15 protein-coding genes and 1 pseudogene are annotated in these 16251 nt (G+C 63.5%); 15 read left to right on the top strand and 1 reads right to left on the bottom strand.

The annotated features are described in order from the left end of the window. Nucleotides 1–195: 195 nt before the first annotated feature. The 7 genes from OEG79_RS09105 (at nucleotide 196) to OEG79_RS09075 (ending at nucleotide 6363) form a co-directional block, all read left to right on the top strand. Complete coding sequence (locus OEG79_RS09105) at nucleotides 196–708, top strand: antirestriction protein ArdA (protein ID WP_264148416.1); 513 nt, start codon at nucleotides 196–198, stop codon at nucleotides 706–708. Between the two features lie 593 nt (nucleotides 709–1301). Beyond that, a complete protein-coding gene (locus tag OEG79_RS09100; protein ID WP_197035121.1) occupies nucleotides 1302–1583 on the top strand; it encodes a helix-turn-helix transcriptional regulator in 282 nt (93 codons plus the stop codon). 11 nt (nucleotides 1584–1594) lie between these two features. Then, nucleotides 1595–2422 (top strand): replication initiator protein A, encoded by an 828-nt coding sequence (locus tag OEG79_RS09095; RefSeq protein ID WP_264148415.1) that lies wholly within the window; start codon nucleotides 1595–1597, stop codon nucleotides 2420–2422. Nucleotides 2423–2666: 244 nt separating this feature from the next. Continuing rightward, a complete protein-coding gene (gene parA / locus OEG79_RS09090; protein WP_264148414.1) occupies nucleotides 2667–3305 on the top strand; it encodes a ParA family partition ATPase in 639 nt (212 codons plus the stop codon). After that, on the top strand, nucleotides 3302–3544 hold the full coding sequence (locus OEG79_RS09085; protein ID WP_143511060.1) for a hypothetical protein: 243 nt from the start codon (nucleotides 3302–3304) through the stop codon (nucleotides 3542–3544). The genes parA and OEG79_RS09085 overlap by 4 nt, the downstream gene beginning before the upstream one ends. Continuing rightward, nucleotides 3541–4065, top strand: a complete 525-nt coding sequence (locus OEG79_RS09080; RefSeq protein ID WP_264148413.1) for a S26 family signal peptidase — start codon at nucleotides 3541–3543, stop codon at nucleotides 4063–4065. Before OEG79_RS09085 ends, OEG79_RS09080 begins: the two co-directional genes overlap by 4 nt. 348 nt (nucleotides 4066–4413) lie before the next feature. Further along, a complete protein-coding gene (locus OEG79_RS09075) occupies nucleotides 4414–6363 on the top strand; it encodes a relaxase/mobilization nuclease and DUF3363 domain-containing protein (protein ID WP_264148412.1) in 1950 nt (649 codons plus the stop codon). Nucleotides 6364–6380: 17 nt separating this feature from the next. Here OEG79_RS09075 and OEG79_RS09070 read toward each other — a convergent pair whose 3' ends face one another. Continuing rightward, nucleotides 6381–7235, bottom strand: coding sequence for a helix-turn-helix transcriptional regulator (locus OEG79_RS09070; protein ID WP_264148411.1), 855 nt, complete (start codon nucleotides 7233–7235; stop codon nucleotides 6381–6383). Between the two features lie 156 nt (nucleotides 7236–7391). Between OEG79_RS09070 and hemA the strand changes: the two genes are divergently transcribed. The 8 genes and pseudogenes from hemA to OEG79_RS09030 all read left to right on the top strand — a co-directional run bounded on the left by hemA (nucleotide 7392) and on the right by OEG79_RS09030 (nucleotide 16239). Beyond that, nucleotides 7392–8624, top strand: a complete 1233-nt coding sequence (hemA, locus tag OEG79_RS09065; RefSeq protein WP_264148410.1) for a 5-aminolevulinate synthase — start codon at nucleotides 7392–7394, stop codon at nucleotides 8622–8624. Nucleotide 8625: 1 nt separating this feature from the next. After that, a complete protein-coding gene (locus OEG79_RS09060) occupies nucleotides 8626–9129 on the top strand; it encodes a GNAT family N-acetyltransferase (RefSeq protein WP_264148409.1) in 504 nt (167 codons plus the stop codon). Then, nucleotides 9126–10196 (top strand): Gfo/Idh/MocA family oxidoreductase, encoded by a 1071-nt coding sequence (locus OEG79_RS09055; protein WP_264148408.1) that lies wholly within the window; start codon nucleotides 9126–9128, stop codon nucleotides 10194–10196. The genes OEG79_RS09060 and OEG79_RS09055 overlap by 4 nt, the downstream gene beginning before the upstream one ends. 22 nt (nucleotides 10197–10218) lie before the next feature. Beyond that, entirely contained in the window at nucleotides 10219–12072 is a 1854-nt protein-coding gene (gene asnB, locus OEG79_RS09050) for an asparagine synthase (glutamine-hydrolyzing) (protein ID WP_264148407.1), read from the top strand. 84 nt (nucleotides 12073–12156) lie between these two features. Then, nucleotides 12157–13356, top strand: a complete 1200-nt coding sequence (locus tag OEG79_RS09045; protein WP_264148406.1) for an MFS transporter — start codon at nucleotides 12157–12159, stop codon at nucleotides 13354–13356. 13 nt (nucleotides 13357–13369) lie between these two features. Then, nucleotides 13370–14296: a LysR family transcriptional regulator gene (locus tag OEG79_RS09040; protein WP_264148405.1), complete on the top strand. Its 927-nt coding sequence runs from the start codon at nucleotides 13370–13372 to the stop codon at nucleotides 14294–14296. Between the two features lie 681 nt (nucleotides 14297–14977). Further along, nucleotides 14978–15405 (top strand): annotated as a pseudogene (locus OEG79_RS09035) (transposase); the annotation flags it as partial. 330 nt (nucleotides 15406–15735) lie between these two features. Further along, a complete protein-coding gene (locus OEG79_RS09030; protein ID WP_256518976.1) occupies nucleotides 15736–16239 on the top strand; it encodes a glycine-rich domain-containing protein in 504 nt (167 codons plus the stop codon). The last annotated feature ends 12 nt before the right edge of the window (nucleotides 16240–16251 follow it).

The raw sequence follows: 16251 nt of genomic DNA, 5'->3' as shown, positions 1-16251 counted from the left end.
CACACTCATCTATAGCTGAACAGGGGTTCTTGCCCCCTCAAAATCAAGAAAAATAGACGGTTTCCACCCGGCCGCTGCGCTGGTGGAGCCTCCGCGATTTTTCCTGATTTTTTCACGACCGCCTTAGTCGCCCTAGTCGGCAGGGGTTCATGCGCAGCGCAAGCGCAGAACCCTGAAGACGAAGGAGCGAAAGCCATGAGCGAACACATCAGGATCTACGTTGCCGACCTGGCCGCCTACAACGCCGGTCACCTGCATGGCGTCTGGATCGACGCCACCCTGGAGCTAGACGACATCCAAGCACAGGTCGACGCTATGCTGGCGGCCTCGCCGGTCGAGGGCGCGGAGGAGTACGCCATCCATGACTTTGAGGGCTTCGACGGCTACCGCCTCGGCGAGTATGAAGGCCTCGAGAACGCCCATGAGATCGCCTGCTTCATCGAGGAGTACCCCGAGTTCGGCGGCGCCCTGCTCGCGCACTTCAACGATCTGGAGCAGGCGCGCAAGGCGGCTGAGGAAGATTACTGCGGTTGCTACAGCTCGCTGGCCGACTACGCCCAGGAGTTGACCGAGGAAACCACAAGCATTCCGCCGCACTTGGCCATGTACATCGATTACCGCGCCATGGTGCGCGATATGGAATACAGCGGCGACGTCTTCACTTTGGAGACCGGCTTCGAGCAGGTGCATGTGTTCTGGAATCGCTAACAGCGGAAGGCACCGGGGCGATCCGGTGCCTTGTTTTTGGCGCCCCTGTCCTGCCGGCCACCCGCGCGCCCCACCCGGAAGGCTGATGCACGGGAGCACGCACCCGACAATCAGCCTGGAACAACCACGTTGTGCTGCCAGTTGATTGAGACCGTTATGGTCTTACGGTTTTGCCCAAATCCGTCGATCCGTAACCACGGATTTACGGATTTGTGGGGAAGCGGATTTACGCTTTTACGGATTTACGGAAGTACGCCGATGCGGTTTTCCGGTTTGTGGAAAGCCGTAGATCCGTATATCCGTGGGGCTACGCGTGCGGAGCTTGGTGTGCTTGAGCACCTTGGGCGGTGACACGCGTATATGGGCGTACCCGGTCAGCGCCCAGACCGTCCCGGTATCAATCCTCGCCCCTACTGCCTGCGCATTCGCCCAGACTCAACCTGGCATGATCGAACGCGATGGCTGCCGCACGGTGCACCTCCCACGTCAACGGAGGACACACCATGTCGCACTCAACCGATCTTTCCCGTCAGCCGCGACGCATCGATCTCGATGCCCCGCTGCACCGCAAGGCCGGGCCGACGACGCATGCCATGCGGCCCGTGGAGGGTGCCCGCGAGGCGCAAACACCACAGGCCTGCCCACCCCCTCGGTACCTCACAAACAACGAAGCAGCGGACTTCCTGCGGCTGTCTCCACGCACGCTGGAAAAACATCGGGTGATCGGCGGCGGGCCGCGCTTTCACAAGTTCGGCCGGCGGGTGATGTACGCGCTCACTGATCTCGAAGCCTGGGCCAGTGAGCGCAGTTTCGAGACCACCTTCGACCCCGAGTACATCGACCGCCACCCGGGAGCGCAGCGTGATGATCAGTGAAACCTTCGTCTATGAATTGCCGGCATCTCGATTTGACTTCGCAGAGCGAGCAACTGGATCTGTTCCGCGCCCTGCCGGGGGATATGGCGCCACGCGACGCCCAGGATCTGATGGCGCATCCGTTCTTCTCGCTGGCCAAGTCGCGGCGCACCGTGCCCATCGACTTTCGCTCTGGCGAGGTGACGGTGCGTGTGGAGGGCACGCTGGAGCATGGCATCGCCACGATCTGGGATGCCGACATCCTGATCTGGGCAGCCAGCCAAATCGTCGAGGCGCGCGATGCGGGCATTCCCACTTCGCGGCTGATGCGCGCGACGCCCTACCAGATTCTGCGATTCATCGGCCGTGGTACCTCGCTGCGCGACTACCAACGCCTGAAGGCCGCCTTGGATCGGCTGCAGTCGACCAGCGTGGCCACCTCGATCCGCGAGACCACTGGTCGGCGGCTGCACCGTTTCTCCTGGATCAACGAGTGGAAGGAGCTGGCCGCGGCAGATGGCCGGCCACTGGGTATCGAGCTGATCCTGCCGGACTGGTTCTACAGCGGGGTGCTGGATCAAGCCCTTGTGCTAACCATCGACCCGGCCTATTTCCGCCTCACCGGCGGTATCGAGCGCTGGTTATATCGTCTGGTGCGCAAGCATGGCGGCAAGCAGAAGGACGGCTGGCAGTTCGACTTTCGCCACCTGTACCGCAAGTCGGGCAGCTCGGCGCGCTACTCAGACTTCGCCCTCGACCTGCGTGCGCTGGTGGCTCGCCAGTCGCTGCCCGGGTATCGCCTGGAAGTGGTGCGTCTGTCCCGTTCGACCGAGCTGCTGGCCTTCCGACACGTGCCGTAGACGGCACGGGGATATCTTCTGGAAAAGCTGTGAATCCCGACGTGCTATCAGGCGCACGCTGGCCCGTGCTATCAGGAGCGCGGCGCACGTGCTTTCAGGCGCACGAACTCCTCTACACACCCCGGCTGGCGCGGCTTTCAGCCCTCTCTAACATTACTAACTTAAAAGCTCTAACTTGTTATTGGGGCAGCGCCTGCGTGTGGAAAGTTGCTGATCGGGGCAGTCTAGCCCGGGAGAACCGGCCATGATCGTCGCCCTGCTCAACCAGAAAGGCGGGGTGGGCAAGACCACCCTCGCCACCCATATCGCCGGCGAACTGGCCCTGCGCGGGCAGAACGTCATCCTGCTCGATGCCGACCCGCAGGGCTCGGCGCTGGACTGGACGCAGCGGCGTAGCCAGCAGGGCTTGCCCAGGCTGTTCAGCGCTGTCGGCCTGGCACGCGAGACGCTGCATCAGGAAGCACCGGAGCTGGCTCTTCGCGTCGATCACGTGATCATCGACGGGCCACCGCGCATCGCCGCCCTCGCCCGCTCGGCGTTGCTGGCGGCAGATAGCGTGTTGATCCCGGTGCAGCCCAGCCCCTACGACCTGTGGGCCAGCGCGGAGATGGTCAACCTGATCCGCGAGGCGCAGGTGTTCAGGCCCACGCTGCGCGCGGCATTTGCCATCAACCGCCGCGTCAGCACCACGGTGATCGGCCGCGAAGCGCGCGGCGCCTTGGCCGACCAACCGCTACCAGCACTGCAAGCAGAAGTACGCCAGCGCATCGTCTTCGCCGAAAGCGTGGCAGCCGGTCGTCTGGCGCGCGAACTGGCGCCGGACAGCGCCGCCGCGTGCGAGGTCAGCAGCCTGGTCGACGAGTTGCTGAGGTGGTCGCCATGAGAAGCAAGCGCATCGGTATCGGTGCACGTCCACTGGCAGATCCGCAGGCCGAAGCCTGGATACGCCAAGGCGCTGGAATCGACAACGGCAAGGTCGAGCGCTATAGCGCCCGCCTGACGCTGGACGTCACGCCTGCACTGCGTACGCGCATCAAGCTGGCGGCCTTCGACCGCGGCGTGACCATGGCGGAGATGCTGCGCGAAGTGCTGGAGCGGCAGTTCCCGGAGGCCACGTCATGACGTTGGGTGCTCGCGGCGTGCGGTGGCCACTGGCGCTGCTCGCCGGCAGCTTGTTTGCCCTGGGTTGGGCGGCGCTCACAACATCGCCACCGCAGCTGGTCTACAACGCCTCCGACAGCGTGCCCGTCGGCTGGTACCGCATTTCGTCGGCCGGCTCGTTGGCGCCGGGCGATCTGGTACTGGTTCGCCTGCCGCCGGAGGTGAGGTCGCTGGCGGCTCAGCGTGGCTACCTGCCGGCGGACGTGCCGTTGCTGAAGACCGTGGCGGCAGTGGCACCGCAGCGGGTGTGCATGCAAGGCAGTCAGGTGCGTATCGATGGTGTCCTTGTTGCGAGGCGTTTGAGGTGGGATCGACAGGGTCGCGCGCTGCCAACCTGGCAGGCCTGTCGACGCCTGGTTGGCGATGAACTGTTCCTGCTCAGCAGCAACCCGGCGTCGTTCGACAGCCGCTACTTCGGCCCGGTGTCTGCCGACGCGGTGATTGGTCGGGCGCAGCCCTTGTCGCTGGAGGCGCGTCGATGAACAGGCCTTCTCCGTGTCGATCCGCCTGCGGAACGCACACGCTCGGTGCGCACAGTCGCGGACCGCCAGGCTGCAGATACCTCTGCCCTCTCCTGCCGGCCAGGACTTTGGAAGTCGCCCTCCCGCCTCTCCTGATTACCCAACCCAGCAGCGCAAAGGCACGGAAAAAGCGGAGGGCAAGATAAAAGGGGGCGGCACTCCGTTGGCCCGGAGAGCAGTCTGCATGGGGGTTGGCGGCGACACAGCGCCGGTGTCGCCAGGTGCCGAAATCGTGTTCGCCCCACAGCGGCAACGGCCTGGGAGCGTGCCTGATACGCCGTACCACGATCAACTTGGAGGAATCAAAACATGAGCAAGGGAAGCCGTCAGGACGACGAATTAAGCTTTCGCCCGCAGCCGGGCAAGCCGCAGCAACGCGGACAACCCTTCGTCAACCAGGTGCTGCGCCAGGCCAACAAGGCCGGTACCGGCAAGCCACGCAAGACAGGCCACCAGCCCGGCGCCCGCCTCGGCCGCGGGCATGTCGCCGCCCGTTTCAGCGCGCAGCAACTGCCGTCCAACGCCCGGCGCGTTACCATCAAGACGCGCCTGGTAAACCTGCGCCAGGCTGGCAAGCGCTCGACGCTCAGCCACCTGCGCTATATCGAGCGCGACGGCGTCAGTCGCGAAGGCGATCCGGGCCAGGCCTATGGGCCGTTGACCGATCAGGCCGACCTGAATGCGTTCGAGGAACGCGGCCAGGACGACCGCCACCAGTTTCGTTTCATCGTCTCGCCCGAGGATGCCGAGCAACTCGACGACCTTCGCACCTATACCCGCCACCTGATGAGCCGGATGGAGGCCGACCTCGGCACCCGCCTCGACTGGGTGGCGGTCGATCACTGGAACACCGACAACCCGCACACCCATATCGTCCTGCGCGGCAAGGACGACACCGGCAAGGATCTGGTGATCGCCCGCGACTACATCGCCGAGGGCATGCGCAACCGCGCCTCGGAGCTGGCCACCGAATGGCTCGGTCCGCGTACCGAACTGGAGATCCAACAGAGCCTGCAGCGCGAGGTACAGCAGGAGCGTTTCACCAGCCTGGATCGCACCCTGCTGCGCGAACGCCAGGCCAGTGTGCTCAGCCTGAAATCGCTCGCCAAACATCCGCGCCGGCAGCTGCTGATCGGCCGCCTGCAGCAGTTGCAAAAGCTTGAGCTAGCTGATGAAGTTCGGCCAGGACAATGGCTCCTACGTGACAACGCCGAGGCCACTCTGCGCGCCATGGGTGAGCGTGGCGATATCGTGCGCACGATGCAGCGGGCCATGGGTAGCGCGCAGCGAGAGCTGACGGTCTTCCAGCCGGGCAAGGATAGCCCCGAGGTGGTGGGTCGGATCGTGGCCAAGGGGCTGGCCGACGAGCTAAACGACCGTGGCTACCTGGTGGTCGACGGACTCGACGGCAAGGCGCATTACCTGGCCCTGCCTGCCCGTGCGGAAGTAGCCGATTTCCCCATCGGTGGCCTGGTGGAAACGCGCAGCCTGAGAGAAGCGCGCACAGTGGACAGGTCGATTGCCGCGTTGGCTGCGGGCGGTATTTATCGCACCGATCATCATACGGCCCTGGCACGATCACAGGCAGTCGCAGGACAGGATCCCGAGGCACTGGTCGAGCGCCATGTGCGGCGCCTCGAAGCCTTGCGCCGGTCGGGTATCGTCGAACGGCTGGCCGAGGGCGTCTGGCGGGTACCGGCCGATCTGCCCGAGCAAGGCCGGCAGCATGACGCCCACCGCCTAGGAGACGTCGCCGTCGAGCTGCGCACGCCGCTGCCCCTCGGGCAGCAGGTGCGCGCCGTTGGCGCGACCTGGCTGGACCAACAGCTGATCGGCGGCAACCGCGAAATGGTCGACAAGGGTTTCGGAAAGGAGGTGCGCGAAGAGTTGCGACAGCGCGTGGACTTCCTGGTGGAACAGGGCCTGGCCGAACGCCAGGGCCAACGCGTGCTGCTCGCACGCAACCTGTTGGCCACCCTGCGAGGGCGGGAGCTGACCGCGACGGCGCGCGATATCTCGACGCAGACGGGTATGCAGTACCGCCCGGCGGTCGAGGGCCAGCGAGTCAGCGGGATCTACCGGCGCAGCGTGCAGTTGGCCAGCGGCCGTTATGCCCTGCTCGACGATGGCATCGGCTTCAGCCTGGTGCCCTGGAAGCCGGTGATTGAGCAGAGGCTAGGGCAGAGCGTATCGGCGCTGATCCAGGGCAACAGCGTGTCCTGGCAACTGAGTCGCCAGCGCGGGCCGTCGATTGGTTGAGCAACAGGCACCGGGGCTTATACCAGCGCGGGCGCCTGCTGCAGCCACTGCTCGAAGTCTCGGCTCTGCGGCATGCCTTCCTTGGCCACGTAGTAGACCAGCCGCAGGTGGCGATCCTCGTCGATGGTCAGCGTGGTGTGCTCGAACACCACCTGGCCGACCGAATCGATCTTCAGGTGACGGATCCCCTGACACGGGCCGTGGATGTCCTGCTGCCGCCACCATTCCCTGAAGTCCGGCGAGGCCTTCTCCAGGTCCTTCACCAGCGCGGCGATATCCGGATCCTGGGTCGCCCGCACGAAGTCACGACGGAAACTGGAGAGTATCTGCAGCGCCTGCTCCTCCCAGGGATTAAACAGCTCGCACATGGCCGGGTTGGTGAACAGCATCCACAGCAGGTTACGGCGGTCCGCCGGCACGACGGAAAAGCCGAACACCCGATCCGCTGCGGCGTTCCAGGCCAGCACATCCCAGCGCAGGTTGAGCACGTAGGTCGGACGTGACGGCAGATCCCCCATCAGACGATGAATCAGCGCAGGCACCGTGCACCAGGTCTTGCCCGGCTCTGGCGGCAGTCGCTGGTGGGCGAGCAGGAACAGGTGGCGACGCTCGGTGGCATCCAGCTTGAGCGTGCGCGAGAGGTTGTCGAGGAAGGTCGCGGACACGCTGATGTCCCGTCCTTGTTCCAGCCAGGTGTACCAGGACAACCCTACTCCGGCCAGGGCTGCGACCTCCTCGCGGCGCAGCCCCGGCGTGCGCCGCCGAGTACCGGCGGGCAACCCCACCTCCTCCGGCGAAATACGTTCGCGGCGGCTACGCAGGAATTCGGCCAGCTCTACCCGAGTGCGTTCGGCTGTGCGAGGCGCGTTCATCCGGTTACCTCCAGTACTAGGATAAACAGTCAAATTGTAACCCCTATAAATCCCGAGAAGAATACCCCGACCTGGCCGCAAATGCCCGTGCCAGGGCTCTTGCTTGATGAGGATCCACACAGAGACGTGTCATCAACTCGGTAAGGAGATAAACGGATGTACCAAGCACTTCTTCGGGAACAACTGGAGGCACTGAAGCTCTCCAACCAGTACCGCACCTTCACCACCCTCAGCCGCATCTGCGGCCAGTACCCGCTGGCCAAGCTGGATGGCCGTGAGCAAGAACCGGTGGTGGTCTGGTGCAGTAACGACTATCTCGGGATGTCGCAACATCCTGCAGTCCGCGAGCAAATGCATAACGCACTGGAAGCCTACGGTGCGGGCTCCGGTGGATCGCGCAATATCGGCGGTTCGCACGAGGTGTATTCCAGCCTGGAAGCTAGCCTGGCTGACTGGCACGGCAAGGAAGCGGCGCTGGTCTTCCCCACGGGTTTTGGCTCCAACGACGCCACCCTGCAGTGCCTGCTGCGGCGTATTCCCGATTGCGTGGTAATCAGTGACGAACTGAACCACGCCTCAATCGTCAACGGCATCCGCTCGACGCCCAACGAGCGCAAGATCTTCCGCCATAACGACGTTGAGCATCTGGAGCAGATCCTCGCCAGCTACCCGCATGGCCAACCGAAGATCGTGGTGTTCGAGTCGGTCTACTCGATGGACGGCGATATCGCTCCCATCGCCGAGATTGTCGCGGTCGCCAAGCGCTACAACGCCCTCACCTACCTCGATGAGGTACACGCAGTAGGAATGTATGGCCCACGTGGTGCCGGTATCGCCGCCGAGCTGGGCGTAGCCGATCAGGTGGACATCATCCAGGGCACCATGGCCAAGGCCATTGGCGTGATCGGGGGCTATATCGCCTCGACCCAGGTGATCGTGGATGCCGTGCGCTCTTTCGCCGTGGGCTTCATCTTCACCACCTCGCTGCCGCCGGCGATCACTGCCGGCTGCCTGGCCAGTGTCGAGCATCTCAAGGCCAGCAGCCTCGAGCGTGATCAGTTGCATACCCAAACCGCCAAGCTGCGCGAGCGCCTCAAGCACCATGACGTGCCGGTGATGCCCTGCTCACAAACCCATGTACTGCCGGTGCTGGTAGGTGAAGCTAAGCGCTGCAAGGCGTCGGCCGAACGCCTGCTGCATAACCACGGTGTGTACCTGCAGCCGATCAACTATCCATCCGTGCCGGTAGGGACCGAGCGCTTCCGCGTCAACGCTACGCCGAATCACAGCGACGAGCAGATCGAGCATCTGGCGGTGTCGCTGCGCGAGACATTCGACCACTTCAGCATCCCGTTGGCATCCAAGGTTTTTGCTGCGGAGGTGGCCTGAGATGGAACAGTCCTTCCTCATCGTGCGCCCCGCGACCCAGGCCGACCTGGCCAGCCTGATGGAGCTGCGCGCGTACTTGCTGGATGGCACCGCAGCCAGCTACTCGAGCAAGACGCCGGAAGACGCGGCACGCTGGCGAACGGCCTACCGCACCTGGCTGAGCAGCCGCTTGAACGACAGTAACTGCGTGCAGATCCTGGCCGCCGAGCACAAGGAGTCCGGACAGGTGCTGGGCTGTGCGACCGCCATCATCGACCAACGCGCCCCTGCTCCAGGCTGTCTCAACGGCCTGTCCGGCTGGGTGCAATCGGTGGTGGTTGAACCACAGTGGCGAGGCCGCGGCATCGCCCGGCAACTTATGCAGCACCTAATGCGCTGGTTCGCCAACCACAACGTCGGCTGCGTGGTACTTCAAAGCACCGAGGCGGCCGGCTCGCTGTACCAGACCCTGGGCTTCGCCGTCAGCGACGAGCGCCTGCTGATCCGTCAGGAGGCCTCGGCATGAACATCCTGATCATCGGCCTGGGCTATGCCGGCAACCGCTACCGCCGCGCCTTCGAGCATATCGCCACGAGCTCCGGCCTGCCGCTGTCGCTGGCCTATGTCGGGCGCCGGCAGAAGGCGAACGAGCTGCCCTACTTCGACAGCGTCACCCGCGCACTGGAAGCCTTCGCGCCGGACATCGTGGTGGTCAGCGTCAACGACCACAGCCATGCGCCCGTGCTCAAGCAGCTGTCCGGTTATCGGGGCTTCGTGCTCTGCGAGAAGCCGCTGGTCACGCCAGGTGACGACATGGACGTGTTGCTCGGCGCACTGGAACATCTCGGCGGCTTTGCCCTGGATCTGGTGGAGCGCTACTCGGACGCGACCCAGCAGTTGCGCGATTGGGTCGAGCGCCATGACTGGCAGCTGGTCCGAGCCAACTTCCACTGGGGCAAGGACCGCATCAACGACTACCGCCCCACCTGTGGTGTGACCAGCGAGGTGATCCATGCCCTGGATCTGGTGGGCTGGATCTGCCCGCGCGCCGGCCAGATCCAGCTCAATCGGGTGCTCGGCGTGCGCTCGGATTTCTCCATCTCCGGCGCAGAGGTGCTCGACACCGTGCAGCTCACCGCCAGCCTGGGCGAGGCGCAGGTCACCGGCTACGCCAGCTTCGTCAACATCTCGCGCCAGCGCACCGTGGATTTCAGCTTCGTCGACCGCGACGCCCGACTGATCCATGCACGCCTGATATTCGACACCCCACGCTGGGATCACGACCAGCTGAGCATCTGGACGCGCGGCGCCAACGGCGCCGAGGAGCTGTTGCACGCGTTCGCCACCGCTCCCGACGAGCCTGGCCTGGACACCCTGCACAAGCTCTCGCGGCTGTGCCGACAGGTAGTGCGCGTCGTGGCGCTCAAGGAGCCACCCCGCCAGCCCTTCGCCGACCTTGATACCGCCGCGGCGCTGCAGCGCCTGCTCAACGACATGGAAACCCATGCCCAAACCGCAGCACCGGCGCGCTACGTCCATGGCGAGACGCGCCTGCTGCTGGCCGAGGACAGCGACCTGGAAAGCCTCGGTTAACCCAATCACAAGGAGAACGACTATGTGTGGAATCGCTGGATGGCTGTCCTACAGCCAGAACCTGGAAACGCAACGCGACACCCTGCAGCGCATGACCGACACCATGGCCCTGCGTGGCCCGGATGCTGGCGGTCTGTGGATCGAGGGCCCGGTGGGCCTGGGTCATCGGCGCCTGTCGATTATCGACCTCGAGGGTGGTCGCCAACCGATGACCGCCATGCACGGTGGCCCGCGCGAAGTCGCCGCCATCACCTACAGCGGCGAGGTCTACAACTTCCGCGAGCTGCGCACCGAACTGCAACGGCTTGGCCACCGTTTCGAGACCCGCAGCGACACCGAGGTGGTGCTGCGTGCCTATGTCGAATGGGGTGAGGCCTTCGTCGAGCAACTCAATGGCATGTATGCCTTTGCCATCTGGGACCTGCGTTCGCAGGAGCTGCTGCTGATCCGCGACCGCATGGGCGTCAAGCCGCTGTACTACTTCCCAACCTCCGACGGCATAGTGTTCGGCTCCGAGCCCAAGGCCCTGCTGGCCAACCCGCTGGTACCGCGAAAGGTGCGCGCCGATGGCCTGCGCGAGATCCTGGAGATGGTGAAGACACCGGGCCATGCCGTGTTCGACGGCATGCGCGAGGTGATGCCAGGTGAGATCGTGCGTATCAACCGCCAGGGCCTGGGCCGCCGCCACTACTGGAAGCTGGAGGCACGCGAGCACGAACATACGCTGGACGAGACCATCCGCCATACCCGCGACCTGCTGGAGGACATCGTCGACCGCCAGATCGTCGCCGACGTACCGTTGTGCAGCTTGCTTTCCGGCGGGCTGGACTCCTCGATCATCACCGCGCTGGCGTCGAAGAAGTTGCTGGCTGCCGGCAAGGAGAACATCCGCTCCTTCTCCGTCGACTTCGTCGATCATGGCAGCGCCTTCACCGGCGACGCCGTGCGCGGCACCCCGGATGCGCCCTTCGTGCGCGACCTGGTGGAGATCATTCACTCCAGCCACCAGGAAATCGTCCTCGACAGTCGCGAGCTGGCCGATCCGGCGCTGCGTGCGCAGATCGTCCGCGCCTTAGATCTACCACCAGCATTCTGGGGCGACATGTGGCCGTCGCTGTATCGCCTGTTCCAGGAGGTGCGCAAGCACTCGACCGTGGCGCTGTCCGGCGAAAGCGCGGACGAGGTGTTCGGTGGCTATCGTTGGTTCCACGATCCGGAGGCGATCCAGGCCGACACCTTCCCCTGGCTGACCTCGGTCACCGGCAAGTACTTCGACGGGAAGACGTTGTTCGACCCGGGCCTGCTGGCCCAGCTGGACATGCACAGTTTCCTGCGCGACAGCTACGGGCAGGCCATCGCCGAAGCGCCGGTACTGCCCGGCGAAAGCGCGGTCGACCAGCGCATGCGGCAGATGAGCTACGTCAACCTGACCCGCTTCGTACAGACCCTGCTCGATCGCAAGGACCGCATGAGCATGGCCGTCGGCCTTGAGGTACGGGTGCCCTTCTGCGACCACCGCCTGGTCGAGTACGCCTTCAACATCCCTTGGGCGTTGAAGGCCTTCGACGGGCGAGAGAAAAGCATCTTGCGCGCGGCGACCCGCGACCTGCTGCCGGAGTCGATCAGCGCGCGGGTCAAGAGCCCCTATCCCTCGACCCAGGATCCGGCCTACGAGCAAGCGCTGCGTGACGCCCTGACTGCCATCCAGGCGGATCGCAACGCGCCGGTCACGCCGCTGCTCGACAGCGCCCGTATCCAGCAAACCCTGGCCAAACCGCTCGGCAGTGTCTCGCCCATGTACGAGCGCATGGGCATGGAACTGGCGGTCGGCCTCAACACCTGGCTGAACGAGTACGACGTCAGCCTCGAACTCTAGCCCCAACCGGATGTGGCCCCGGTGCGGGGCCACATCCCTTCATTTTACCACCGACACGTTCCTGCAACGCAAGCGAGTCCGAGCATGCACACTCCCAACCAATCACCCATCTACCTCATAGCGCTGGGGGCCTTTGCCCTCGGCATGGCCTCCTATGTCACCGCCGGGCTGATCCCGATGATCGAGGCCTCGTTCACGGTATCCGTCGCGGTGGCCGCCCAGCTGGTCACCGCCTTCACCCTGGCCTACGGCCTGGGTTCGCCAATCTTCGTCGCCCTGACCCCAGCGCACCGTCAGCGCGCCGGCTTGCTGCTGGCCCTGGGCCTGTTCGTCATCGCCAACGCTGCCAGCGCGCTGGCCGAGAGCTTCACCGCGCTGATGGCCTGGCGGGCCATCGCCGGTATCGGCGCCGGCGTCTACCTGGCCATGGGTATTGGCGCCTCGGCCGCCGTGTCCATCCCCGAGCGCCGTGGCAAGGCCATCGCCATCATCATGGGCGGCATGGCCAGCGGCGTGGTGCTTGGCGTTCCGCTCAGCCTGCTGATTGCTGAACAGCTGGGCTGGCAATCTGCCCTGTGGCTGGTCACCCTGCTCGGTCTGGTGGCCTTCTTCGGCCTGCTGCTGAAGCTCCCTTCCCTGCCGGCAGCCACTGCGACCACGCTGGGCGAGAAGCTGGCGATCCTCGGCGACAGCCATGTGCTGGTCATCCTGCTGGTGTCGCTGCTGGCCGCCATCGCCAGCCTGGGCATGTACACCTTCATCGCCCCGCTGCTGGCTGACCCGGCCTATGGTGCGGTGCGCTCGGTCACACCCTACCTGTGGGTCTGGGGCATCGGCGGCGTGCTGGGCAGCTTCCTGATCGGCCCGCTGGTGGACCGCATCAGGGGCCCGGTGCTGACCTTCGCCATCATGCTGATCCTCGCCGTGTCGCTGTTCGTGCTGCCGCTGGCGGCAGCCCTCAACACCTGGCTGGTGATGCTGCCCATCGCCCTGTGGGGCGCCGTCGGCTGGGCGCTGCAGGTACCGCAGAACAACGAGCTGATACTGGCGCGCCAGGCCCAGGGTGACGGCAACCTGGCCATCGCCCTGAACGAGTCGGCGCTCTACCTGGGCAGCGCCATCGGCGCCGCAGCCGGCGGCTTCGTGCTGCTGTTGCAGATGCCCACCTGGACCCTGGCCGCCAGTGCTGGTGGCGTCGCCGCACTGGGCGCGCTACTGCAGATCATCAACCTGCGTCGCCAACCAAGCTTGAACGGCGAAGTGCAAGCCGAAACTTACAACTGACGGAGGAAAGGCCGTGGAACTGCGCCACCTTCGCTGTTTCATCGCCGTTGCAGAAGAACTGCATTTTGCCCGCGCCGCCGCGCGCCTGCATATCGAACAGTCGCCCCTGTCGCGGATCATCAAGGAACTGGAGTACCGCCTGGGCGTGCAACTGTTCGAGCGCACCACACGGCGCACGCGCCTGACCTGGGCCGGCAAGGTGCTCCTGGAAGAAGCCCGCCGGGTGCTCACCGTGGTCGACCAGGCCAAGGCCAGCGTCAAGAGCGCGGCGGCCGGCTACCGCGGGCGCATCCGCGTAGCGCTATCCGACGGCATACCCCAGGCACGTCTGGCCGCCCTGCTCGCCCAGTGCCGCGAAGAGGAGCCGGAGGTCGAGATCTGCCTGTCGGAGGTCACCTTCAGCGAGCAGGTCAGGGGCCTGAACGACGACCTGTTCGACATCGGGCTCGCACAGTCCGACGAGGTTGGCGATGTGCTGGTGGCCGAGCCGATCTGGTTCGATGCACTGGTTGTGGCGGTGCCTGCTCGCCACCCGCTGCTGAGCTACCGGTGTGTGCCGCTTGAAGAGGTCGTCCGCTACCCGCTGGTCCTTTGCGATCCACAAGTTTGCGAAGGTTTCTGGCAACAGCTGCAGCGGGTACTGGGCGCCGTCGATACGCGACTGACAATCGCTGACCGCGTCCCCACCCTGGACCTGATGATGGCGCTGGTGTCGGCAGGATACGGGCTCGGCTTTTCCAGCCTGGCGCGCATCAACGAACTCAACAATCCAGACGTTGTGGCCCGTCCGCTAGACGGCTGCACAACCATATTGACCACTTACCTGATACGGCGCGAAGGCGAACCGGCCGAGCAACTGGCCCGGTTTATCGAGCGGGTAAGCCCCGCGGAAAGCCAGGAGTCGCTGCCCGATCACGCATCACAGAAGGAGATCGCTTGATCGGCCCTGGCACAAAACCTTCTCCTCGCAGCTCCCTTCATAAGAACTTCTGAGCGGCAGCACCGCAGTCCGCAACTATGGGTCTTCAGCCTGTATGGCAAAGACGAACTCGATGACCTGAGCAACGACCAGCGCAGGCAGTGAAAGCGCTCCTTGAGAGCGAAGAAAGCCGTTACCAAACGCGATATTTTTTCCGAGAGGGTCGAGGGGTTTGACGATCTGGCCGCAGCACGTGAAGGCAAGCGTACGCTGCGTAACCACAAGGTCGATACAAGCCAGTCGAACCCACGAGAGGTGCGGAAATCGTCGCACTGCACGAAAAGCTGCAGATGTCCCAGGATGTGTTTGTCCAGGCCATTCAAGCCAAGCCTGCGACCCTCAAAAACTGGGAACAGAACCGTTCAAAGCCTAACCACCAGAGCACCGTTCTGATCCATATTTTGAGTAGGCATCCTGAGCACATACGCGAGCTGGCATAGACAGGAAATACAGGGCCTCCGCACTGACCACAACTCCTCCACAGGTAGTAATGCTGGAAAGCTACTCAGCTCTGGCTCTGAAGCCCGTGCGAATGTTAAATCCTGGCCATTCTCCGTAGTGGTCGGCAGCTTTCGGCCCAGGCTGTGTAAAAACTGGCATCGACCTTGCTGTGACTGGATGGATTCAAATCAGCGGGGGCCGATGAAGCGATTTATCAAGGAAGAGCATCGAGGCCAAAGCGCGCTGCTTCCCGAGAGCCTGGATGACTACGTGGCGGAAACCAACCCGGTGCGAATGGTCGATGTTTTTGTCGATGAACTCGACCTTGGCCAACTGGGTTTCGAGGGTGTCATCCCGGCTGAAACTGGTCGACCCTCCTACCATCCAGCAGACCTGCTGAAGATGTACATCTACGGCTACCTCAATAGCATCCAATCCAGTCGCCGCCTCGAGCGAGAGGCACGGCGCAACGTTGAACTGATGAGGCTGACCAGGCGCCTGATGCCAGACATCAAGAATATCGCCAACTCCCGCAAGGACAAGGGCAATCCAAGGCGTTGTCGGCAGTTCGCGATGCTGTGCCAGCAGCGTGGCTGTTTTCTGAAGCGCTGGTGGCCATCGATGGCAGCGACGGATAGTAAGAGGTTGGGGGTTCCTGCTCACTCGTCTTTGAGGGCTTGTGCTGCATGCGTAACGGTATCCAGCGCTCGACTGCACGGAGTTTTGCTCAGAACCAGGCAGCGCGTTGAGCCGACATACTCTTCCACAGACGGAGTTTGGCGCTGAGGAGCAACTGCTCGAGTTCCTATTACAGAACAGGTTGGACTACGTCTTGTGTAGTGGCATTATGCCGCTTAGCATTGGTAGGCAATTTGGCCTGCGTCGATGCGGCTAGAGCGTTGGTACCCTAAAAATGAAACACACTTTGCGCTAGAGGCGCAATAGGAAAGGAGAGCGTCGTGCCTCATCAATTTGATAACGCGGTATTTGAACAAGCCCTAACTTTGACGGAAACTTGGGAATTTGAGCTGGCCATTGAAAAAATCTTAGAGATCAAAACTGGAGAATGGACTCGTGCCCGTGCGAACAAGGCCGTACAGAACTACAAGCGTTACATGGCTGTGACCAAAGCGCTAGGTGGATTGCAAATGGTGCCTAACGGGGACATCGACGAAATCTGGCACATGCACATTCTTGATACGCGCGCCTACATGGCTGATTGCAATGCGTTATTTGGTGAATACCTGCATCATTATCCCTATTTTGGCATGCTTGGTGATGAGAACCGGCAGCAATGGCTGGAGGTGCAGAAAGTATCTACGAATCTATGGGAACAACTATTTGGCGAGCCGCTTTACGGTGCCAGTAGCGCTCCGCAAAAGTGTCCGCAAGTTTGTCCCTGTCACATTGATGATCTGACGATCATGTCTTCCGGACTGCCTGAATCTTTGAGAAGCGCCTGATTCATGTCAGAG

Source organism: Pseudomonas sp. Z8(2022), from assembly GCF_025837155.1.
Lineage (GTDB): Bacteria > Pseudomonadota > Gammaproteobacteria > Pseudomonadales > Pseudomonadaceae > Aquipseudomonas.
This window is presented reverse-complemented; position numbering and strand designations above follow the sequence as displayed.